The 22,032-nt window shown below is 33.2% G+C and carries 22 protein-coding genes; 7 read left to right on the top strand and 15 right to left on the bottom strand.

Annotated features, from left to right (window positions below; translation table 11 throughout):
- Window positions 1-170: 170 nt before the first annotated feature.
- The 15 genes from EL247_RS08500 to EL247_RS08425 all read right to left on the bottom strand — a co-directional run bounded on the left by EL247_RS08500 (window position 171) and on the right by EL247_RS08425 (window position 15,164).
- Window positions 171-2,360 carry an NADP-dependent isocitrate dehydrogenase gene (locus EL247_RS08500; RefSeq protein WP_126442202.1) on the bottom strand — a complete coding sequence of 730 codons (2,190 nt, stop codon included), beginning with the start codon at window positions 2,358-2,360 and terminating at the stop codon, window positions 171-173.
- A gap of 337 nt (window positions 2,361-2,697) precedes the next feature.
- Window positions 2,698-3,663 (bottom strand): hypothetical protein, encoded by a 966-nt coding sequence (locus EL247_RS08490; RefSeq protein ID WP_126442201.1) that lies wholly within the window; start codon window positions 3,661-3,663, stop codon window positions 2,698-2,700.
- 264 nt (window positions 3,664-3,927) lie between these two features.
- Window positions 3,928-5,385: a replicative DNA helicase gene (locus tag EL247_RS08485; protein ID WP_065830613.1), complete on the bottom strand. Its 1,458-nt coding sequence runs from the start codon at window positions 5,383-5,385 to the stop codon at window positions 3,928-3,930.
- A 3-nt stretch (window positions 5,386-5,388) separates the two neighbouring features.
- The gene (locus tag EL247_RS08480) at window positions 5,389-6,117 is read right to left on the bottom strand and encodes an EI24 domain-containing protein (protein ID WP_126442200.1); all 729 of its coding nucleotides are present in this window, start codon (window positions 6,115-6,117) and stop codon (window positions 5,389-5,391) included.
- A 40-nt stretch (window positions 6,118-6,157) separates the two neighbouring features.
- Window positions 6,158-6,889, bottom strand: a complete 732-nt coding sequence (locus EL247_RS08475) for a methyltransferase domain-containing protein (protein WP_126442199.1) — start codon at window positions 6,887-6,889, stop codon at window positions 6,158-6,160.
- A complete protein-coding gene (locus EL247_RS08470) occupies window positions 6,876-7,526 on the bottom strand; it encodes a pimeloyl-ACP methyl esterase BioG family protein (protein WP_126442198.1) in 651 nt (216 codons plus the stop codon). Before EL247_RS08470 ends, EL247_RS08475 begins: the two co-directional genes overlap by 14 nt.
- Window positions 7,504-8,685 carry an aminotransferase class I/II-fold pyridoxal phosphate-dependent enzyme gene (locus EL247_RS08465; RefSeq protein ID WP_126442197.1) on the bottom strand — a complete coding sequence of 394 codons (1,182 nt, stop codon included), beginning with the start codon at window positions 8,683-8,685 and terminating at the stop codon, window positions 7,504-7,506. The genes EL247_RS08470 and EL247_RS08465 overlap by 23 nt, the downstream gene beginning before the upstream one ends.
- A gap of 8 nt (window positions 8,686-8,693) precedes the next feature.
- On the bottom strand, window positions 8,694-9,836 hold the full coding sequence (gene carA, locus EL247_RS08460) for a glutamine-hydrolyzing carbamoyl-phosphate synthase small subunit (RefSeq protein ID WP_060661374.1): 1,143 nt from the start codon (window positions 9,834-9,836) through the stop codon (window positions 8,694-8,696).
- Entirely contained in the window at window positions 9,836-10,387 is a 552-nt protein-coding gene (locus EL247_RS08455; protein WP_054195235.1) for a DUF507 family protein, read from the bottom strand. Before EL247_RS08455 ends, carA begins: the two co-directional genes overlap by 1 nt.
- A gap of 78 nt (window positions 10,388-10,465) precedes the next feature.
- Window positions 10,466-11,074, bottom strand: a complete 609-nt coding sequence (gene bioD, locus EL247_RS08450; RefSeq protein ID WP_054195234.1) for a dethiobiotin synthase — start codon at window positions 11,072-11,074, stop codon at window positions 10,466-10,468.
- 8 nt (window positions 11,075-11,082) lie between these two features.
- On the bottom strand, window positions 11,083-12,444 hold the full coding sequence (locus EL247_RS08445) for an L-serine ammonia-lyase (RefSeq protein ID WP_115057221.1): 1,362 nt from the start codon (window positions 12,442-12,444) through the stop codon (window positions 11,083-11,085).
- A 2-nt stretch (window positions 12,445-12,446) separates the two neighbouring features.
- Window positions 12,447-13,706 carry an SLC5/6 family protein gene (locus tag EL247_RS08440; RefSeq protein ID WP_005021712.1) on the bottom strand — a complete coding sequence of 420 codons (1,260 nt, stop codon included), beginning with the start codon at window positions 13,704-13,706 and terminating at the stop codon, window positions 12,447-12,449.
- A gap of 41 nt (window positions 13,707-13,747) precedes the next feature.
- Window positions 13,748-14,128 (bottom strand): hypothetical protein, encoded by a 381-nt coding sequence (locus tag EL247_RS08435; RefSeq protein WP_005021711.1) that lies wholly within the window; start codon window positions 14,126-14,128, stop codon window positions 13,748-13,750.
- Entirely contained in the window at window positions 14,125-14,931 is an 807-nt protein-coding gene (locus tag EL247_RS08430) for a type II secretion system protein (protein ID WP_126442196.1), read from the bottom strand. The genes EL247_RS08435 and EL247_RS08430 overlap by 4 nt, the downstream gene beginning before the upstream one ends.
- On the bottom strand, window positions 14,928-15,164 hold the full coding sequence (locus tag EL247_RS08425) for a type II secretion system protein (RefSeq protein ID WP_115057217.1): 237 nt from the start codon (window positions 15,162-15,164) through the stop codon (window positions 14,928-14,930). Before EL247_RS08425 ends, EL247_RS08430 begins: the two co-directional genes overlap by 4 nt.
- Before the next feature lie 123 nt (window positions 15,165-15,287).
- Between EL247_RS08425 and EL247_RS08420 the strand changes: the two genes are divergently transcribed.
- Genes EL247_RS08420 through EL247_RS08390 form a run of 7 tightly spaced genes read left to right on the top strand, consistent with a single transcriptional unit; the run spans window position 15,288 to window position 21,957 of the window.
- Window positions 15,288-16,334, top strand: coding sequence for a hypothetical protein (locus EL247_RS08420; RefSeq protein WP_126442195.1), 1,047 nt, complete (start codon window positions 15,288-15,290; stop codon window positions 16,332-16,334).
- On the top strand, window positions 16,331-16,882 hold the full coding sequence (locus tag EL247_RS08415; RefSeq protein WP_126442194.1) for a hypothetical protein: 552 nt from the start codon (window positions 16,331-16,333) through the stop codon (window positions 16,880-16,882). The genes EL247_RS08420 and EL247_RS08415 overlap by 4 nt, the downstream gene beginning before the upstream one ends.
- Window positions 16,879-17,133: a hypothetical protein gene (locus EL247_RS08410; protein ID WP_005021705.1), complete on the top strand. Its 255-nt coding sequence runs from the start codon at window positions 16,879-16,881 to the stop codon at window positions 17,131-17,133. Before EL247_RS08415 ends, EL247_RS08410 begins: the two co-directional genes overlap by 4 nt.
- A gap of 8 nt (window positions 17,134-17,141) precedes the next feature.
- Window positions 17,142-18,638: a pilus (MSHA type) biogenesis protein MshL gene (gene mshL, locus EL247_RS08405; protein WP_054195260.1), complete on the top strand. Its 1,497-nt coding sequence runs from the start codon at window positions 17,142-17,144 to the stop codon at window positions 18,636-18,638.
- Window positions 18,639-19,238 (top strand): SH3 domain-containing protein, encoded by a 600-nt coding sequence (locus EL247_RS08400; RefSeq protein ID WP_126442193.1) that lies wholly within the window; start codon window positions 18,639-18,641, stop codon window positions 19,236-19,238. It begins immediately after the preceding gene.
- Window positions 19,235-20,758 carry a GspE/PulE family protein gene (locus tag EL247_RS08395; protein ID WP_172594069.1) on the top strand — a complete coding sequence of 508 codons (1,524 nt, stop codon included), beginning with the start codon at window positions 19,235-19,237 and terminating at the stop codon, window positions 20,756-20,758. The genes EL247_RS08400 and EL247_RS08395 overlap by 4 nt, the downstream gene beginning before the upstream one ends.
- Window positions 20,758-21,957: a type II secretion system F family protein gene (locus tag EL247_RS08390; RefSeq protein WP_126442192.1), complete on the top strand. Its 1,200-nt coding sequence runs from the start codon at window positions 20,758-20,760 to the stop codon at window positions 21,955-21,957. Before EL247_RS08395 ends, EL247_RS08390 begins: the two co-directional genes overlap by 1 nt.
- The last annotated feature ends 75 nt before the right edge of the window (window positions 21,958-22,032 follow it).

Raw genomic sequence — 22,032 nt, 5'->3', positions numbered from 1 at the left:
AATAACCTCAATATTTATAAATTTAGTTATTCACATTCTGTGAATATTATGTGAAAAACTTTTGTTTTTAGATTTTATCTAAGAGTTGCTAAAAATTTAATAATCTGTATTTTTATCATCAGGTGTGATAAAAAAGGATTGATATTCTAATCCTTTTTTATTTGAGTAAATTATTGAGAGATTTTATCTAAAATTGCATTGAATGTTGTGCTTGGACGCATAATAGCATTGCATTTAAAATCATCAAATTTATAATAACCACCCAAATCTACTTTGTTGCCTTGAGTGCTAATGTATTCTGCTCTTATAATGTCTTGTTTATTTTCTAATTCTTCTGCAATAGGTTTAAAGAAATCTCGTAAATTTGTATCTTTATCTTGCATAGCTAGTGCTTTGGCAAAATACATTGCTAGATAAAAATGGCTTGTGCGGTTATCATCTTCTTTGACTTTTCTTGAAGGTGCTTTGTTATTATCCAACCATTGTGCAATCGCTTCATCAAGGCAATTTGCTAGAATCTGTGCTTGAGTATTATTCATTTTTTGTGCAAAAAATTCTAAACTTGCTTGTAGTGCTAGGAATTCTCCCAAACTATCCCAACGCAAATGGTTCTCTTCTACAAGTTGTTCAACTTGTTTTGGCGCACTTCCACCAGCCCCTGTTTCAAACATCGCTCCACCATTTAGCATAGGCACAACAGAAAGCATTTTTGCACTAGTTCCAAGTTCTAAAATCGGGAATAAATCTGTAAGATAATCGCGTAAAACATTGCCTGTAATAGAAATGCAATTTTTCCCTGCACGGATAAGTTTTAGAGATTCTAAACAAGCTTCTTTTGGAGCTAGAATCTTGATATTTTTGCCTTTTTCTTTTAGTCTAGTTTGCACTAAATCTATCATAATTTTATTGCTAGGGCGTTTAGAATCTAGCCAAAAAATCGCTTCATCTCCGCTAATTTCAGCTCTTTGTATGCCTAAATCAATCCAATTAATCACCGCATCATATTTTGCTTGATTTGCTCTATAAATATCACCTTTTTGCACTTTATGTTCTAAAAGAGTATTTCCTTTTTCATCAATGATTCTAAAAACCCCTTCATCTGGAGCGACAAAAGTTTTGTCATGTGAGCCATATTCTTGTGCTTTTTTAGCCATTAAACCTACATTAGAAACACTTCCCAAACTTCTAGGATCAAGTGTGCCATTTTGGTGCAAATCTTCAATCACAGCTTCATAAATGGTTGCATAAGTTTTATCCGGAATTAGTGCATTAGTATCGCATTCTTTGCCCTCTTTATCCCAAAGCTTCGCACCATTTTTGAGCATCGCAGGCATTGAAGCATCGACAATTACATCACTAGGTATATGAAGATTTGTAATCCCTTTGTCAGAATTTACCATAGAAAGTGGAGCATTATTGGCTAAAATTTCATTATATTTTGCTAGAATCTCTACCTTTTTGGGAGAATGCTCTATTTTGCTAAGAAGTTCAGAAATTCCATTATTTGGATTGATTCCGAGTTTTGTAAATTCTTCGCTAAATTCTTTGAATAGTTCTTTGAAATAAGCTTTTAGGGCATAGCCAAAGATGATTGGGTCGCTTACTTTCATCATTGTGGCTTTTAAATGCAAAGAAAGTAAAATATTTTCTTTTTTGCAAACTTGGATTTGTTCATCATAAAACGCACTTAAATCCGCCACACTCATAAAAGTCGCATCTAAAATTTCATTTTTTTCTAATTTTAATCCTTCTTTTAATACGATACTTTTGCCATTGTTATCGATAAATTCAATTTTTGCAGTGGTTGGATTTTGGATTAAAATTGCTTTTTCATTATCAAAGAAATCTCCCTTTTGCATATAAGAAACTCGACTTTTTGAGTTTTTATCAAAAGGAATTACTTTGTAAGGGTTTTTTTTGGCATATTCTTTTACGGCTTTTGTGCAGCGTCTATCAGAATTTCCTTGACGCAAAACAGGATTTACAGCAGAGCCAAGCACTTTTTGATATTTTTCTTTAATAGTTTTTTGTTCATCATTTTGCGGTTCATCAGGAAAATCAGGGATTTTAAAACCTTTTTGCTGCAATTCTTTAATCGCTGCTTTTAGTTGAGGTATAGAAGCAGAAATATTAGGGGTTTTGATGAGGTTTGCATCAGGCATTTCTACTAAATTACCAAGCAAGGTTAGTTCATCTTTGTAGCCATTTTCTGGGAATTGTGCCAAGATTCTAGCAGCAAGTGAAATATCTGAAGTTTCAACTTCAATATTTGCTTTTTTTAAGAATGCTTTGACAATAGGCAAAAACGAATAAGTTGCTAGTGCTGGAGATTCATCGGTAAGTGTGTAGGTAATTTTCATAAGAATCCTTTTGTAAGAAGTTTTGCTAGAGTATAGCAAAGAATTTCATAGAATAGAATAATTTTAGATAAGAATCTTTTTACTTTTTAAGAAGCGTGAAATTCTGTTGCATTGAATGAAGATTCTTTTTTGTTTGTCTTAAAATTTGCTATGGAATTAACCCCAAGATTCTATCAAAAATAAATGAGATTCTAGCAATCCAAAAATAGCAATAATGCTCATTGCTGCCTTATAACATTTTGATTGTGGAGTTCTTGTAGAGATTTAACGCTAAAAGCAAAAGCAAAGTTTGTTATAAAAACAAGCAAAAAAATGCGCAATAAAAGCATTTTTTGCATTATGCTTTTGCTTCCTTGATCATTTGATTAATGAAACTATCTATTTCTTTAGAAGTTTTAGAAGTTAAAGTGCTAGAATATCCATTGCCATAACTATATGCTTCTATTGCTTGTTTGTTTTTCAAGTCTTGATTTTCCTTTTCTAGTTTTTCTTTTTGATTGAGTATATCAAAAATACTTTGAGAAGCAGTATAAGAAATCTGCAACAAATAATAATCTGCATTATTTTCAACCAAATCTTCGATACTTGTAACTTCTGTGACAAAAAATTGATTGAAATTATCCATTGTTGCATTATAAGAAAATTTTTTATTATCAATTTCTATGGAATTTCCATTGAGATAGTAAGAATGCACGATAGCTAATTTATCTTGAATTTCTTTTAATTGTTCTTTGGGAATATAATCTTGTGCCACATTAAAAAATGTTGTTCCTATTGCATTTAATTCTGTATCGACATATCTTTTAATCTGCTCCAATAAATTTTCACCGCCATTATCAAGAGAATTATTAGGTATGTAAGGATAAGCCTTCAAAAGATTCAAAAGCTCATAACCTCCACTAGGGAATTTCTTATCTTCTCCCAACTCTATTGCTTTTTCTATTTCAATGGAATCTTCTATTGTTTGCTTATTGTTTCGATAAATTTCAGAAATAATACTATTCATTTTGCGTTTTAAAAATTCTTTTGCTTCCTGCATTTGCGATTTTGTAGGCGGATTTATTTCTTTAGATTTTTGTATTAATTCATTTTCAAATTCAAAATAACTAGGCGAATCAAGCACGATTCCTCTTTTCTCTATCGGCGATACATAATCTACAATAGCTTGCAACGCCTCTTTATTAGTCATTGTTTCTTGTGCTGTTAAAAAATTTGTTGTTTGATTTGTTGTTTGATTTGTTGTTTGATTGAAAACATTTGCATAGAGATTTAAATTGTGAAGGGAATTAGATATACCAGTCATTTGCCTACCTTTTCTAAAAATGATAAAAAAATTAAGAAAAAGTAAGCAAAAGGTGTTCCATTATTTGCAAAATATTGATTATAATCCCTAAAACGCCATTTATTTCATCAAAACGCATAATCTTGCAAATTTGGATAATAAGTACAAAATAAACAATCTATGTTGCAAGGATAGGAAGTTTTTCAAACAAGGCTTAAAATGGCGTTTGGATAGTCATCTAAGGCTTGTAGATAATTTAGTCATTTTTGCGTCTCTATCCTAAAGTTAAATAATCGGAGCTTCTATATTCATATTATCTTTGTCATTAGGGGGCGGTGTAAATTGCGTTTGTGTGTTTTGTGCTGCGGATTCATAGATAATTTCTAATGTGTTTCTAGAATCTGTGCTATCTACAAAACGCGTGCAATGTTTGTGGAAAGTAAGTTTTACCACTCCTGTTGGACCATTTCTTTGTTTGCCAATGATAATTTCTGCCTCTTCTTCATTTTTGGGAATGAAGTTTGATTTGTATTCTTTGCCTTCTTTTTTTGCGGCTTCTTCTTTTTCTTTTTCATCTTTTTGTTTATAAACCGCATCGCGATAAACAAAAAGAATAATATCCGCATCTTGTTCTATGGAGCCAGATTCTCGTAAATCTGAAAGCATAGGGCGTCTATCACTTCTTGATTCAAGACTTCGGTTGAGTTGCGATAAAGCAATGATAGGAATCTCAAGCTCTCTTGCAATCATTTTTAATCCGCGACTTATTTCACTTACTTCTTGATGTCTATCTTTTTTGCCATCAGCACTGCTCATAAGCTGCAAATAATCAATTACTGCAAGTCCAATTTCTGGGTGTTTGGATTTGATTTTACGCATTTTTGTGCGAAATTGATGAATGGTTAATAAACTATTATCATCAATAAAAAGCGGTGCATTTGCCATAACATCAGCGGCGTGAGTTAGTCTTTGCCATTCATCATCTTGCAAATTCCCTACTCTTAAGTGTTGCAAGGCAATAGAAGTTTTAGCAGAAAGCATTCTTAACATCAATTGTTCTGCTGGCATTTCAAGGCTAAAAAATGCCACTCCTCTTCCTGTGTCAAGTGCCTTTTGTGCCATATTTAAAACAAGTGTAGTTTTTCCCATTGCTGGACGAGCTGCTACGATGATTAAATCACCTTTGCCAAAACCGGTGGTTTTTTCATTGAGAGAATGAAAGCCGGTATCCACGCCAATAAGAACGGAGTTTCCTTTTTGTTTCATTTCTTCAATATATTTTAAAGTAGAGATTGTAACTTCTTTGGAATCTTTAAATTCTCTATTTTCATGCACATTTGTAATCTTATAAAGCTCACTTTGGAGATAGTCTATTATATCTTTAACGGGGTGGTCTGCTTCATTGCTTGCTTCATTGATTTTCATTGCCAAAGAATGCAATTTGCGTTTGGTAGAATCTTCTTTGATTTCATTGATATAAGAATTAAGGTCGCTAATGGGATTAGTTGCTAGAATATTTAAAATTTCTTCTTGTGAGATAGGGCGAGATTTGGTGGATTTTTTGAGGATAAATTCTTCATCAATGGGCATATCTAGTTTTCGTAATTCAAGCATAGCAGCAAAAATATTTTGATTTGGAGTGTATAAAAAATCCTCTGGGCTAAGAATCTCTGCTACATTATCAAGTTGTTCGGGGTCAAAAAAAATGGAACTTAAAACAGCTCTTTCAATTTGCACTTCCATAGATTAATCTCCTTGTTTGATAGTAAAAAATAAATGTGTTAAAGCCGCAAGAGCAAAAAAGGGAATGAAAAAATTTAAAAAAGGAATAAGGCTTAATCCATAAAGTGGCAAAATTAAGCCTCTTATAGAAGTTTTGTAGGTTTTTTTTATGGTTTTAAATTCTGTTTTTTTGAAAATATTTTCTCCGACATCTTGAGAGAGTGTTTTTGAAAATAGCCAATAGTTTGGAAGTAAAACAAAAAGCGTCCCCACAAAAGGAATAAAATAAAAAGGAATTAAAATAAGCAAGAAAAATCCATATACCAAATAAATCCATACAAGCGACAAGATTGAAGAAAATAAGCTAGTATCAGGTGCAATTTGGATATTTTGGTAATGCCGCTTATGGATGAAATTTACCACTAATGGAGTCAAAAATGAACAAATGATAAGATTGCTAAGAAGACTTAATACCAAAAAACTAACAAAAAGCACGATAAAAAGAGTGGCTTTGATGATAAAATCTAATATGCTTTGAATCCAAGATAACCAAGAAGTTTCAATGGCTAAATCTGGGCGGATAAAATCATATAATTCTAAGAATAAATTATCACCAAAAAAATAAAAGATAATTGCCCAAAAAAGCAAAGAAATCACCAAAGGCAAAATAGCAAGTTTTAGCATAAAAGGCGTGAAAAAATCATTTTTTGCATTTTGTAAATGTTGTTTGGTTTGGATAATTATATTTCCCATTTTTTGCCTCAAATTTATAGTTGATATTGTTTGATAGATTCTACCTTTTTTGTGCTAAAAGATAAATAGACTCATAAGTTAGTTGATTGTTGAAATATTCTTGATAGGCTAAAAGTCGCTTTTTTGTAAGAATAAAAGAATCTCCATAAACATTTACACCCGTGTTTTTTAGATGTCTAAATACTTCAATTGGTGTGTGAAAATGTAGAGTTTCTAAAGTGCTAAAGCATTCTAAAATATCCCAATCTTTTTTCAAAATATCATAATATTGATGGATATCCAAATATTCTAAGCCAACGCCTAGAAACTTTTTGATTTCAAAGAGATTCTTTGTGCCAAAAATACCTAAGAGTAAATACGCATTTTTGCAAGCAAGTGAAGAGAGTTTGGGAAGAAGAATGTTTTGATTGCACCATTGCAATGCGGCATTAGAGGCGATAAAATCAAATGGTAAATTTTGATAAAAATTTTTTATCATTTTTATATTTTCCATATCAAATTGCAAAAATTGAATTTTTTCTCCCACAAATTCTTTGGAAAAATCTACGATGTCTAATGCCAAAAAATGTTCAAATGTCAAAAGATTGCAAATTTTTTTTGAGAAGCTACCATTGCCACAACCAAGTTCTAAAATATTTTGAAAATGGATTTTTTGTTTGTGTTTCATTAAAATTTCAAGCAGAGTATTTTGCATTTTTTCTTGAATTATAGCGGCTGAAGTATAAGTATTTTGGGCTTTTAAAAAGGTTTTTTGGAGCTTAGATTTTAGCATAAAATTCCCAATCAAAAAAGACAAAATGCGGAGCTTGAATTTTAGAAATCTGGTTTTGATAGCCTTTGTAGTGCCAAAAGTTTTCTTGAATCTCTGTGAAAAATACCTCATCTTTGAGAGAAATAATAACCCTATCCCACGGGAATTGATTTTCGATGATTTTCCTATGATCTAAGAAAAATTGTAATTCTTTTTTTAGCAAAGATTCTTCTAAAAAGGTAAAATTTTGCGTTTTGGGTAGGTGTTCTCCAAAAAGATTGTTTTTAAAGGATTCTAAATTGAATCTTTTTTGGGTTAGAGCAAAAAGCTTTGGGTGGATTCCATAGGTTTCATCAATCCCATATTCTGTGCCATTTATAGCAGTTTTTGAAGCGAATTTTAAAGGGCATTGTGTAGAATTTAAAAATAAATTTGCCGCCCAAACTCCCATAGAAAAAGCAAAAAGATGAAATATTTTATCTTGGAGGGATGAGAGGAGATTGTTTAATATTTCAAATTTCAAATGTTGGTAGTTAAAAACCAAAATCCAGTCATAATTTTTGGGGATAAAGTTTTTGAAATGCGTAGGATGAGAAGCAAAACCTCCAAAAATTAATAAAATATTTTTATTATTATTAAGTTCTTGATATATATTCATTATCAATTTCTTTTAAAATGTGATGGAGTGATTGGAGTTTGCTAAAGGGCATTTTTTGTGTGAGTGAAAACCTCAAACAAGCACGATTATTTGGAATTGTTGGCGGTTTTATGGCGGGGGCAAAAAACCCTCTTTTTTCTAATTCTTTTTGGAAAAATACCGCTTTTTGATTTTCTTTTAGGACAAGGCTTAAGATATTGTAATCCCCCATAATTTCATAGTTTGTAGCTTCTTGTAAAGAGCTTTTGAAGTCAAAACTAAGTTTGGCAAGGTTTTTTCTTTCTTGATGAAGTTTTGGCAAATGCAAAAAAGCAAAATAGCTCATAGCTATATTAACAGGCGGTAATGCAGTGGAATAAATAAGACTTCTTGCGAAGTTGATAAAATAATCTTTGAAATCTTGATTGCATAGCACACAAGCACCCATAGAGGCTAGAGCCTTGCCAAAGGTGAGAATAATAAAATCAATGTCCTTCAAATAGGGATAGCAAATTCCTAAACCATTTTCCCCAAAACTGCCTATACTATGGGCTTCATCGATATAAAGATAAACATTTTCAAAGCGATTTTTTAGGGCAATGAGAGATTCTATTTTCGCAAAATCTCCCTCCATGCTAAAAAGCCCTTCACTTAAAATAAAAATCAATTCAAAATTGTTGGCATTTTTTTCTAAAATTTTCTCTAAATCTTGCATATCATTATGCAAAAAGCGTTTTAAAGATATTTTGCTAAAGGATTTTAGTCCATCAATATGGCTTGCATGAATACTTCTATCAGCCAAAAATAAGACATTCTTAAGCCTAGAGAGAGCATTCAAAATCCCAACATTTGCGTGATAACCGCTATTGAAAAGTAGAGCTTTTTTGTGATAAAGGGATTCCAAATGGCTTTCAAAAGCCTCATAAATTTCAAAATTTCCGCTTAAACTTCGCGAGGAAGAGCTACTAAAAAAGCAATTTTTTTTGAAAAGTTCAGAATCTAAAAATCCATGAATAAATTCTTGGTTGCTAGCAAGATTTAAATAATCATTACTAGCAAGATTAAAAAGCCATTTTCCATTTTTTTGGATTTCTAAATCTTGGTGTTTTTGGGCAAAAAGTGTGCGAAAATTTGAAGAATCTTTGAGTTCTTGCAAAATTGTTTGGAGAGGATTTTTCAAAAAGCCCCCTAGGCTTTTGAAGTTTGCAAAAGTTGTGCAAATTCCTTGAAAAGTGCGGTGGATTCTAGCGGACCGGGTCCAGCTTCTGGGTGATGTTGAAGTGAGCAAATAAGGGCATTTTTGTATCTCACTCCCTCGATAGTTCCATCAAAAAGATTCCTATGGGTAACTTCTGCAATTTCTTGAATGGATTCTGGAATTGAATAGTTGTGATTTTGAGCGGTGATTTCAATTTGTTGGGTGAATAGGTTTTTTACAGGGTGATTGCCACCATGGTGTCCAAATTTGAGTTTGTAGGTCGGATAACCTTGCGCTAGGGATAACAATTGATGTCCTAGGCAGATTGCAAAAAGTGGTATTTTTGCTTCAATGAGTTTTTTGATTTCTGCGATTTCTTTTGTCAAAACTTGGGGATCTCCGGGACCATTGGACAAAAAGATTCCATCAAACTCTTTGTTTTGGTATTGTGCAATCAAGGCTTTAGCGTCAAAATTATGTGGAATTACTTTTACATTAAAACCGGCATTAACTAGCTCTCTTAAGATGCTTTTTTTGATACCAAAGTCAATGGCTAGGATTGTTTGGTTGGTTTTGGGGCGTGAAAAGTCCATTGTAGAGAAGTCAAATCTTCCTTCATTGTGTGGATAGGATTCTTTGGTGCTTACTTCTTGGATATAATTGATTTCTTCGATTCTAGGGGAAGATTCTAAAATCTTTTTTAGCTCTTCTTTGTCAGAAATTTCTGTGGAGGCAACCATCATCATTGCCCCTTGTTTTCTTAGGGTTTGTGTGATGCCTCTTGTATCTATTTCACAAAGCCCCATTACATCGTGCTTTTTGAGAAAACTGCTTAAGCTTTCATCGGCTCTAAAATTAGAATAAAAAGAATTATAATGGTGGCATAAAATGCCCTTTGCAAAAACGCCTTTGCTTTCCATATCTTGTGGGTTTGTCCCTACAATCCCAATTTCTGGCATTGTAAAACAGATAAATTGCCCTGCATAGCTAGGGTCTGTCGTGATTTCTTGATAGCCTGTCATTGAAGTATTAAAAACAAGTTCGCCAACAGATGTTTTGCTTGCTCCAAAACTTTTAGCTTCAAAAAACATTCCATTTTCTAAATAAATCCAAGCATTTTCTAAAGTCTCCATTATAAGAATCCTTTCTTTTTTAGCTCTTCTTGATAAAGTCTATCAAAAATCAAGTCGTATTCTTCAGAGCCAAAAATAATTTTGCGTTTGTAATTGCTAATTTTTTCATTCACAATTTCTTCAATTTCATTATAAATTTTTGTATAGCTATCAATGGCTTTGAATATAATATTCTTGACGCGTGTTTCAGAAGTTGAAAATTCAATCAAATCTTCATCATAGAGTTCATCTAGGATTTTATGTGCAAGATTATTATAACGATCTTCCCAATTTAAAATAAAGTTTTGATTCTCGGCAAGTTTATGTTTGATTTTCCAAAAAAGTTGGTGTTCATCAGCTTGCATAAATTCGATTTCATCTAAATTTTCTTCTAAAATTTCTCTTGCTTTTTCTTCAATTCGCATTTCTTCTTTGATATCTTCTTCAATAAATTTTTGTGCAATTTTGCTAATAGGCTCAATTCCGTGTAAGACATTGACAAATCCGCAGTTTGATAGATCAAGTGCTATTTTGTTACCGATATAAGGTGCATGTGGGAGTCTAAGCTTCATTGTTATAACCTTAAATAATTTTTTTGCTATTTTAGCGTTTTATCTCTTAAAATATTGCTTGTAAATTTATGAGGAATGTTATTTTGAAATTAAAATTTGATTTTCTTCTAATTCTTGTTTTAAGTTTTGGGCTTGAATTTGAAAATCCTTCGTATAAGTATGGAAATGGGCTATTTTGATTTGGGTGTAGTTTTGGATAAAATCGTCCATTTGCGGATTTTGTTCTTTGGATATAATGAGCCCTAAAATTTCTATATTTCTTTGTTTGAGTGCCTCAATACTTAGCAAAATGTGATTGATTCCACCAAGATAGTAGCTACCTACCAAAAATGTAGGCAAACGATATTTTTCCAAATAATCAATCATACACATTTTAGAATCCAAAGGGGTAAAAAGCCCGCCTGCACTTTCTATTAAAAGATGATTAGAGTGAGGCAAAGGGATTTCTAAGCCATTGTATTTGATATTTTCTCTTTGCATACCAATATGTGGGCTTGCTGGAGTTTTGAGCAAAATTCCTTGAGGATGGATTTTGGTTTTTGGGCTAAGTTCTTGAATCTTTTGGCTATCTGTTGGGATTCCTGCTTGAATAAGCTTGAAATATTCAAATCCATAAGCATAGCACAATGCTGCACTTACTGAGGTTTTTCCAACATCGGTATGACTTCCACAAATGAAAATTTGCATTTGTTTCCTTAGCACACACTTTTGCTTAGTGTTTTTGCAAGCCCACCAAGAGCGGTTTCTCTGTATTTTGCATTCATATCTTTACCTGTTTGATACATGGTTGCAATAACATTATCAAGGCTAACTACCGGGCGACTTTTGCGGGTCATTGCCATTCTAGCAGCACTAATTGCCTTAATGGCTCCAAAAGCATTTCGCTCTATACAAGGAATTTGCACTAATCCAAAAGCAGGATCGCAAGTTAGTCCTAAGTGGTGTTCCATAGCAATTTCTGCGGCATTGCAAGCTTGTTCTATATTGCCTCCAAGTATGGTTACCATAGCAGCTGCTGCCATAGAGCTAGCCGAGCCAATTTCGGCTTGACAACCTGCTTCAGCTCCGCTAATGCTTGCATTTTTTTTATAAAGAGAGCCTATCATCATTGCAGCAAGCAAAAAATCTATTGCCAAAGAATCATTGAAGCCAACACTATGATTTTTTAGATAAAGCATTACGCTAGGAATTACTGCACAAGCCCCATTTGTCGGTGCTGTTACTACCTTGCCTCCCCCTGCATTTTCTTCTGCAATGGCAATAGCATAAAGACTAATATAATCTAAGATTCCAAATGGGTCTGTGGTGGGGTGGATTCTTTCATAAAGTCCTTTTGCGCGCCTGTGGAGGTTAAGGGGTCCTGGGAGGGTAAGATTTTTTGGGTGACAACCTTGGTGGTAAGAATCTTGCATAACTTCCCAAATTTCCAAACAATAGGATTTAATTTCTTTTAGAGAGTGAAACTGCTTTTCATAAAGCAAAGAGATTCCCGAGAGATTTTTTTTGTGTTTTTTGGCGGCTTGTATGAGTTCTTTTGCATTATTGATTTGCAGTGGTTGGTTTGTGGCTTGTGTGGCATTATCTTGTTGCATTTGCATTTGATCTTTTATAAATCCACCACCTATGGAATAATATCTCTCTTGGAGCAAGAGTTTTTTGTCATCTCCATAAGCACAAAATTCCATCGCATTTTCATGAAGTGGTAAGAAATCATTGCAAAAATGAATGTTTTTTTCATAGACAAAAGAAATTTCTTTTTTGCCAAAGAGATTTAGGGTTTTATTTTCAAAAACGCCTTTGAGTATTTTTTCTTGCACAGAAGCAGTGATTTCTTTGGGGGTTATACCGCTTAACCCCCAAAGCAAAGCCTTGTCGCTTAAATGCCCTTTGCCTGTAAGGCTTAAAGAACCAAAGAGTGTGCAGTTTATTTGGTGTGTTTTTTCAAGTAGATTCTTGTTTTCTAATAGCTTACAAAAAGTGTTAGCAGCGATGATTGGACCTAGAGTGTGAGAGGATGAAGGTCCAACACCGATTTTGAAAATACTAAGATTGCTCATAATTATAAGAGTTTATAAACTACGCTTGTGATTGTAAGAATCCCTGTGATAATGACAAAAATATCTAATGCGGGATTTTTGTATTTTTTGAGCTTACTCACTCCCCAAATAGCTATCATTGGCATAATAAACAAAATCATTGCAATAATAGGACCGCCTAAATCTTCAATAAAGCCCAAAATGCTAGGATTTAAATAGGCTACAACAATGATTGTAACATACATAAAGATTGTGCTAAAGATTTTAATGCCTTTGATATTTGGGTTTTCGTTGCCAGACATTTTAATGGCTTTGCGTAAAATTCCATTTAAGCCCTCATAAGCACCAAAATAATGCCCAAAGAAAGAAGTAACAATAGCCAAAAAAGCAACCAGTGGCGCACCATAAGCGATAAATGGGACATTTAGTTTGTTGGCAAAATAAGAAAGAATAGGTATATTAGCCTCTCTAGCTGCTTGGAAATCCGTAGAATCTAGGCATAAAATACAAGAAAAAACAAAAAACATAACAAAAATTAGAAGCATAACAGCGGTTCTAAAAAGAATTTGATTTGCCTTTTGACTAGAGGCTTCCCCATATTCTCTACGCACACTCAAAGTAAAAGTAGAAATTGCTGGAGAGTGATTAAAAGAAAAAACAAGCACAGGCAAAGTTAGCCAAACAACTTCAATGAAATCTTTTGCACTCGGTGCAGTTTGGATAATTTCTAGCTTCCAATGTGGAATGAGATAAAAAGAAAAAGCAAAAAGCACTAAGCAAAGTGGATAAACTAAAATGTTACAGGCTTTGGTAATAGTTTCTTCTTTGAGAAGCATAATAGACATCATCGCACTTACCAAAACAAAAGCCAAAATCGCTCTAACACTTGGATAAAGCTGCATAGTTTGTGAATCATAAAGGCTAGTTAGTTGCAGTTGGTTGATAAAAAAGCTTGCAAAAGTGTTAGTAATGCCAACACCATAAGCTAGGCAGATTGGATAGATTGCAAAGAAATACAAAATGGTAATAAAAAAGCTTGTATTTCTACCCCAATACTCTTCAGCTGCGTGAGTAATGTCGTGTTCAACGCTTTGGGATTCATTGACAAAGCGGCTTAAGGCTCTGTGAGAAAGCCACACCATAGGGAAAATTAAAATTGTCATTACAACAACAGGCCAAAATCCCCCCGTCCCTGCTCTAATGGGCAAAAACAAAATCCCTGCTCCAACTGCTGTTCCAAAAAGTGAAAGCATCCAACGCGTGTCAAATTTCGTCCATTTCATAAAAACACCTTATCAAAGTTAATTTAAAGCAAATAACTTTATTAAAAATCATCTAAAACTAAAATAAAATCTTTTTGTAGAGAAAAGGTTTGAAAATCATCTTGATAGATTCCAAAAATATCAACAAAATAAAGATTATTTTTTGTCAAGCTAGAATCGAATTTTTTGATAATGGCAGTATAATGAAAGTGGTTATCTATGGTCATAGAAAAGGTTTGAAAGCCTTGAGATTCTAAGTTTTTGCTGGCAATCTCATCTTTTAATGCTTCTTTAAAAGAAACCATATACAAAGAAAGCCATTTGGTGTGAGTGTGTTGGGTGGAGATTTCTTGAGTGAGGGATTCTTGCTTTAGGGAAATCCATAAAACCATTGCACCAAGGATAACAAAAAGTATCAAAGGCAATAACACAAAAGCTCTCATAAGGTTTCTTTTGCGATGAAATCTTCTATGCAGATTTTTTGGTTTTGGTGATTTGTGCAGAGTTTTAGGATAATGCCTAAATCATTTTGAGAAAGATAAAAGGAATCAAGATTTTTGACTAAGAGATAGGTTTTGTCTTTTGTTACCAAAGAAAGAGAATCATTAAAATGAAGCATAGAGGGTTGAGAGAGAAAATATATTTTGGGCAATAAAGAAAGGTTGGTATTTTTATGTGTTTGCAAAAAGATAGGGATAGTGCTTTGCATAGAGGTGGCATTTAGATGTAGAATTTTGGCTTTGTATTCTTGGGAGTAGAAATCTTTTGGGGATGTGAAATTTTGTAACATAAAAAGTGCTTCAAGAGAATGGGTATAGGAAGTGCATTTTTGGTTTAATGAGGCAGTAGAATCTCTGTGAATGGTTAAAAACTCTAAAGAAAGATGGGCGTTAATTTGGAGTGTTTTAGGGTCAAAAAATCCATGCAAACAAGGTATTGAGTAGCTTCCAATAGAGATTTTTTCTCGGATTTTGGGATAAAAAATCAATGTTTTGTTTTTGAGGTTTAATGGAGAGCTACTAAGGGATTCTTGAGTGTCAAGCATTAGGCTTGGTTGTATAGAGTTTTGTAGAATCTTTTTGACTTGCAAAAGGGCATTTTGGGTTTGCAGTTGGTGTTTTATATTTTTTTGTATAGGGGTGTGATGTTGGTAGATTTTAAGCAAAGAAAAACCGCTAATTACTCCGATAATTCCTAATATTCCAAGCACAATTGTGATTTCTATTAGACTAAAAGCTTGTTTCATTTTGTAGCATTAATTTCATAAGGATATAAAATTTCTTGAATATTTGAAAAATAGACACATTGAGAGTTGATTTTGTTGCAAATAGTAACTTTTTGTAATATCAATTCTTGGGATTGAAGATTATCCGCGGATAAATTTAATGCAATACTTTGTAGAAGCGTAGTCATAAGAATGCTTAAAACAGCAATAAAAATGATAATTTCTATTAGGCTAAAGGCTTTTTTTGTGGGCATAATGTCCTCTGATATTTTAAAATAGTTAAATAATTTTAAACTTTTTTAAGTAGTATTATTATAAAAATTTGGAATAAAATCAATGAAAGGGGAGGGGTGATTAGATTTTTTTCTGGGAAAGAGATGGTTTTTTATTTTTTACCTGCCAAAGAATGTGATAGGGAGAATTTGGAGGATTTTTTAGAAGAGAAAATTTGCAAGATTCTCAATCTTAAAATGGATTGTGAATATTTTTTAAGATATTTTGAAATCCAAAATAATTTTTATTGTTTGTTGCTAAACAAAGAAGTATTGCAAGGCTACACTCAAGATTTTGAAGATTTTTTAACCCACCCTGTATTTTTTACTTCGCAAATGTTAAATGCCAACAAAGAGTATCAATTTTTTATTGTAGAAAATACATTTTGTGGTACGGAATTTATGCTTGTTGGTTATTTTAAAGATAAGATGATTTATTTGCAGCAGTTTAATGCTTTGGAAGATGCAATGGCTAGAATGATGGAATTTAGCCAAAATTACCCTAATGCGGCTTTTTATTTTTGGTCTCTTGATAAGAGCAATGAGAAAGAATTTCAAAAATATTCTTCTAAAATAGAGATTTTAGAGCAAAGCTGGGAAAGTTTGACTTTGGAGGAACAATTTAATTTTAATCCCATACAAAAGGAGATTCCTCTTAGAAAACAAAGAGTAGGCAAGCTTTTGTCGTTTATGGCAGTTGGAGGAATTTGCGGAGTATTTTATCCTTTGTTGCTGTTTGCTTGGGCTTTGTGGGAGGGCGAAAATTGCAGGAATCTACAAGAACAAATCAAAAAACAAAAAGACACTCAACAATTGCAAGTGCAAAACTATTCTGCCCTTCAAAAAGAAATTTTGGCTTTGGAGCAGAAGCATCAAAAACTACAAGAAGTTTTTGCACAAAATGAAGCATTCTTGCAGCGATTTTTGCCCACTAGTCCTAGAATATCATCGTTTTTTGAGCAGATTAGTTCGTATTTGCAGATTCAAGATGTAAAAATCGCCTATTTTCACGCAAATAAAAATATTTTTGAATTTTTGCTAGTTGGTGAGGGGAGTGCGGAATTTTTGAGAATCTTAGAGCAAGAAAAATTGGGGAAATTAGAGGTTATTCAAGCAATCGATTCTTTTTATTTTGTAAGGATTGCGGTGTGAAAGAAATTCTAAAGAAAATTGAATCTTTTTTGGAAACCAAAAGCAAAAGAGAGATGATTTTGATTTTTGTGCTTGCTTTTTTGTGTTTTTTTGCCTTAACATTTGTGCTAATTTATGATAGGGCTTGGAATTATTTTTTGACTATAAAGCAAACTAAATTGGATTTAGAACGACAGCTTTTATCTTTGCAAGAGCAACTCCCTATCCCAAAAGTTTATGGAGATAAAGAGCTAAAGAGCGAAATTCAAAAATTAGAAGATTCTATCGTGCTACAAGAAAAGCAAAAAGAGAGATTGCAAGGCAATTTTAATCACTTTTTGGCACTAAACCATTTAGGGAAAAAGTATTTTTTGAACACTTTTGTAATCCAGCAAGAAGGCGAGGAGTTTTTGTTGCATGGAGAGGGAAGTTTCAAAGAAGCCTTTTTGTTTTTGGAAGAATTAGAAAATTTGCAAATGCTGGAGATTAAGGGTGCTTCAATTTATCCCAAAAAGAAGAATTTGGAGTTTTTTATGAATCTTGAGGCACTTTATGGGATTTTGCAATGAAAAAGATTGGAGGTTTGTTGATTTTGGCGGGGTTTGTGTTTGGATATGATCCTTTTTTCTATGAAGAGAGTGAAATGAGACTTTTTGGAGTGATGCAAGATAGGGCAAAAATTAATGGAAAATGGTTGATTTTGGGAGATGAAATAGAGGGATTTAAAGTAATGCAAATCCAAGAGAAATGTGTAATTTTAGAAAATGAAAACCAAGAAATTAAAACGATTTGTTTGGAAAAAACTAGGAGATTTTTTTGAGAATTTTTATGCGAATAATATATGGGTGGATTTTGTGTGTAAGTGTTTCTTTTGCTTGTGAAAATCGTGTTTTTGATTTGACTTTGCAGGATTTTGAAGTTAAGATTTATGAGGTGTTAAGCGAGTTTGCCAACACTTGCTCTTTTAGCGTTGTTTATGGAGATGATGAGGTAAAAGAACATTTGGATAAAAACTTAACTATGGTCAATTTTAAACAAAAAGATTTGGAGTTTGTTTTTGATTTGCTTTTTAGCCAAGCCAACTTGCATTATTCTTATGCAAATCATATTTTGACACTCAAAACAAAAGACACAAAAGTTTTTAAAATCAATTATGTTAGCACTAATCGACAAGGTAGTAGCAATACTTCTGTATCTATTAATAATGAGGATAATTTTTCAAGATTTCCAAATTATGCTTATGTGGGGAGCGAAAATTCCTCACAGACACCGAGCAAATCAGGGATTAATATTACAAGTGAAGATGGGTTTAATTTTTGGGAGACAATTAAGCTTGAAATTTTGGGAATATTAGGAGTGCAAGAAGATTCTCAAGAATCTTATGTGGTGATTAATAAGGGGGCAGGCTTGGTTAGTGTTAGAGGGGATAAGGAGGGTTTGGAGAGGGTGGAAGCTTATATCCAAAAACTTCATCAAAGACTTCAGCAGCAAGTGCTTATTGATGTGCATATCCTAAGTATTACGCACACGCACTCTGATACTACGGGGATTAATTGGGATGGATTATACAATATACAAAATATTATGATTCCTGCTTTTAGCGAAGGGGCGAGTTTTGGAGGAGGTGGAGAGGTTGGTAATGTGAGCGGGATAAATATTGTCGGTCAAAATGGCTCAAATGCCTTGCAATACGGGATTAATATTTTTTCACAAGGACTAAGTCTTAATCGTATTATAGAGTTTTTAAAAACTTATGGCAAGGTTGAATCAATCTCAAATCCCAAAGTGCTGACGCTCAATAATCAACCTGCAATGATTAGTGTGGGAGATATTTTGCGTTATCAAAAAAGCTCGATTTATCAAAATACAAACGCACAAACTACGCTAACTAATACAGATAATGAATATCCAAGTATTTTTGCGGGAGTTTTGTTGGATATTACTCCGGTAATTTTTGGCGATGAAATTATGCTAAAAATCAATCCTTCAATCACCAAAACCAAAGAGAATCGCACAGAGATTCCAGCCACTGCTTTTGAATCCCCCCCAAACTTAACCACTAATCAACTTTCTTCAATTGTGAGTGTAAAAAACAATCAAAAAATTGTTTTGGGTGGCTTGATTTCTAAAAATATTTCTTCAATAGAAAATAAGATTCCGGTTTTGGGAAGTATTCCGCTTATTAAGCCTCTTTTTTCTTATTCGCAAGATATAGAAAGAACAGAGGAGATTGTTTTTATTATTGAGCCAAAAATCATTTCTCAAGAGATACAAGAAAATCTTAGTTTGAAATCTTTGGGCTATCAGCTAATGCAAGGAGAATAAATGTTGAGGATTGCAATGTTGTTTATTGTTGTTGGGGGATTGTTGATTGGGGTTGGATTTTTGGGGACGCCAAAAACAAAAGGAACTCCCCCTAAGGCTTGTTGGTATGTGAGTGCTAAGACGCTTAATATCCGAGAAAAGCCTAGCTTAGAATCTGCTATTTGGGGTGTTTTGCAAAAGAATACTAAAATTTGTGAGTATGGGGGCATGCAAAATGGGTTTTTGCAAATATCAAGGGGCTGGGTGGCAATGGATTATTTATCTTCTAATCCGATTCCTAATCCTAAAATTCAAGAAAAATTAGCTTTTGAAAATAAAAAAATAGTGCTTAGAAGTCATCTTAAAGAAGAGAATAAAGATTCATTAAAAGAAGCAAGAGAATATTTTGCTAATTCAGATTACAGAGCGGCTAAAAATTTAGCTTTGAGGGCTAATTATGAGAATCCTAAGAATCCGGAGAGTTGGGAGATTTTTACAAAAAGCTTGTATTTAGAAGGCAAGAAGCAAGAAGCCATTAGCATTTTAGAGAAATTTTTGCAAACACAATATGATGAAAATTTATTTAATTTGCTAGAAAAAATGCAAGGAGATAAGATTTGAAGCAAATCTATGATTATTTTAATGGAGAGTTCAAGCTGGATTCTATTAGCCTTGCAGAACAAAAAGAGTTTTTTGAAGAAGCGGCAAATAAACTCAAAGTGCCTTTGTTTAAATTAAGAGATATTCACAAAGAAACCGCATTTTTGTTGAGCGTGGAGCAAATGTTGCATTTTGGGGCAATTGTGGTTGAAAACAAGAAAAATAAGCTTGCCATAGCCTTGAAGAATCCCTTGGATAAAACCCATCAAGATACATTAAGAATGTTGTTTAGGGATTTTTTGATAGAGTTTGGATTGATAGCAAAAGAAGATTTCAAAGAGGCGATTTTGTGGCTTAAAGGGCAAGAGAGGCTTAAGGAGATTTTGGAGCAAATTCCCTATGAGATAACTAAAGATTCTAAGGGAGAGCATTCAAGTATTTTGGAGCTAGTGAAGCTTGTTTTGCAAGAAGCTGTGTATAAAAGGGCAAGTGATGTGCATTTTGAAAAGGATTTTGAAAGTTTGAGAATCCGCTTCCGCATAGATGGGGTTTTGGTGGAATATTTGTGTTTGGAAGATTGGCTTTTAAATCCGCTTAGCTCTTGTATTAAGCTTTTATCTCATCTAAACATTACAGAGACGAAAATCCCACAAGATGGGAGATTTTCTTTGGGGTTGGAAATAAGAGGAGGAGAGCAAAGAATCTTTGATTTTCGTGTTTCTACACTTCCCCTAATAGAAGGAGAATCTATCGTGCTTAGAATCTTAGATAAGCAAAAAACTCTTATTCCTTTGGAGCATTTGGGGTTCTCATCTAGTGAGCTAGAGAGCATTGTTGAGCTATTTAATTTGCCCTATGGTTTGGTGTTTATCACAGGTCCAACAGGTAGCGGAAAAAGCACCACAATGTATGGTATTTTAAATATCTTAAAAGAGAGAAATCTAAAAATTATCACACTAGAAGATCCGGTGGAATATCGTTTGAAGCATATTTCCCAAGTGGCAATGAGTGATAAAATTAGCTTTGCTGGGGCTTTGAGGAATGTTTTGAGGCAAGATCCAGATGTGATTATTCTAGGTGAAGTGAGGGATAAAGAAACATTGCAAATTGCTATTCAAGCAGCATTTACAGGGCATTTGGTATTTGCTACATTGCATACAAATGATTCGCTAGATACCATTGTGAGGCTTTTGGATATGGGGCTTGAGCCTTATTTTATCGCACAATCATTGAGTGGAATCATCGCCCAAAGGTTATTGAGAAAACTATGCATTTATTGCAGAGAAAAGCAAAATGAAGGTTATGTGTCTAGGGGCTGTGAAGCATGTAATTATACAGGCTATAATACAAGGGAAGCTATTGCGGAGATTCTAGTGATGAATCAGGATTTGGAGGATTTTATTTTCAAAAAAATAGAAAAAACACAAATGCTCTCAAGGCTAGAGCAGGCAAATCCAAATTTCACTTTGATAAAAAAGGCTTTCAATAAAGCAGAATGCGGAATTACAGATTTAAAAGAGGTGTATAGGGTAGTAAAATAATGGCGACTTTTTGGGTAAAGTTTAAAAAACAAGGGAAAATTTATCATCAGAAATTTAACGCTAAAAGCCAAAAAGAGCTTGAAATCAATTTGCGTAATCAAAAAATATTTGTTTTGAGTATTGAGCCCAAAGAGGATTGGTTGGAAAAAATAATGATTTTTCAAAAACCAAAAATTAGTGAGGTTTTGAGTGCGTTTTATCAGTTTAAAATGGGCTTAAAGGCAAATTTGGCATTGAGGGAGAATCTAGAGAGTATCCAGCGGCATACCAAAAATAAAACACTCCAAAAGCAGTTTTCAAAAACTTGTCAAGCACTTTATAAGGGCAAAGAGCTTTCATCGTGCTTTAAAGAAGCGGGTTTTTCTGACTTTATTTGTGCAATGATTAGTGTGGGGCAAAAAAGTGGCAGGTTAATTGAGGTGGTAGAATTTATCATCATGGAGCTTAAAAATACGCAAAAAAATCATAAGATTCTTAAAAAAATATTGCTGTATCCTCTTTTTGTTTCTTTGGTAATGGTGGCGGTGTTTTTGGGGATTACTCTTTTTGTTTTGCCGCAATTTGAAAGTTTGTTTTTGGGGTTTAATACTAATTTGCCTTTGGCGAGTAAAAGTTTGCTTTTTATGCGAAGTGTGGTGTTGGATTATGGATTTTTTATTTTGGTGGCTGTGGTGGTATTTTTGGTTTTGTGCATTAATTTGTATAATAAAAGTTTGGCTTTTAAAACAAAATTTTCTTTTTTCTTGCTGCAAATACCTTTTTTGGGGAAAGTGTTTTATTTTTATCAAACTTCGCAATTTTTATTAGGATTTTATTGGCTTTATAAGAATAATTTGGAATTAAAAGAAGTCTTGGAGATTGCTATTAAATCTGTGACAAATGTTTATTTGAATCAAAAATTACAAGGGATTTATACAGGCATTGCAAGAGGAATGTTGATAGCCGATAGTTTTGAGGGGAGTGGAGTTTGGGATTCTTTGAGTTTGCAGCTTTTGCATGGAGCCAAAGATCAAGAGGGATTTTTGGAAGCTTTGGAGGTGATTTTGTCTCTTCATCAAGAGGAATTGCAAAACAAAAGTGAAAATTTGCTTTCTATGATGGAGCCAGCAATGATACTTGTATTGGGGGTGCTTGTTTTGTGGTTGGCATTGGGGATATTTTTGCCTCTTTGGGAATTGCCTATGCATATTAAGCAGTAAATGATAAAGAAATTATTTGGTTTTTTATCAAGAATATTATAAAATATTTCATTTCTAAGGTAAATTTATATTCTA

It is taken from the genome of Helicobacter pullorum, assembly GCF_900638355.1.
GTDB lineage: Bacteria > Campylobacterota > Campylobacteria > Campylobacterales > Helicobacteraceae > Helicobacter_D > Helicobacter_D pullorum.
Note: the sequence above shows the minus strand (reverse complement) of the source record. Positions and strands in the feature narration are given on the sequence as shown.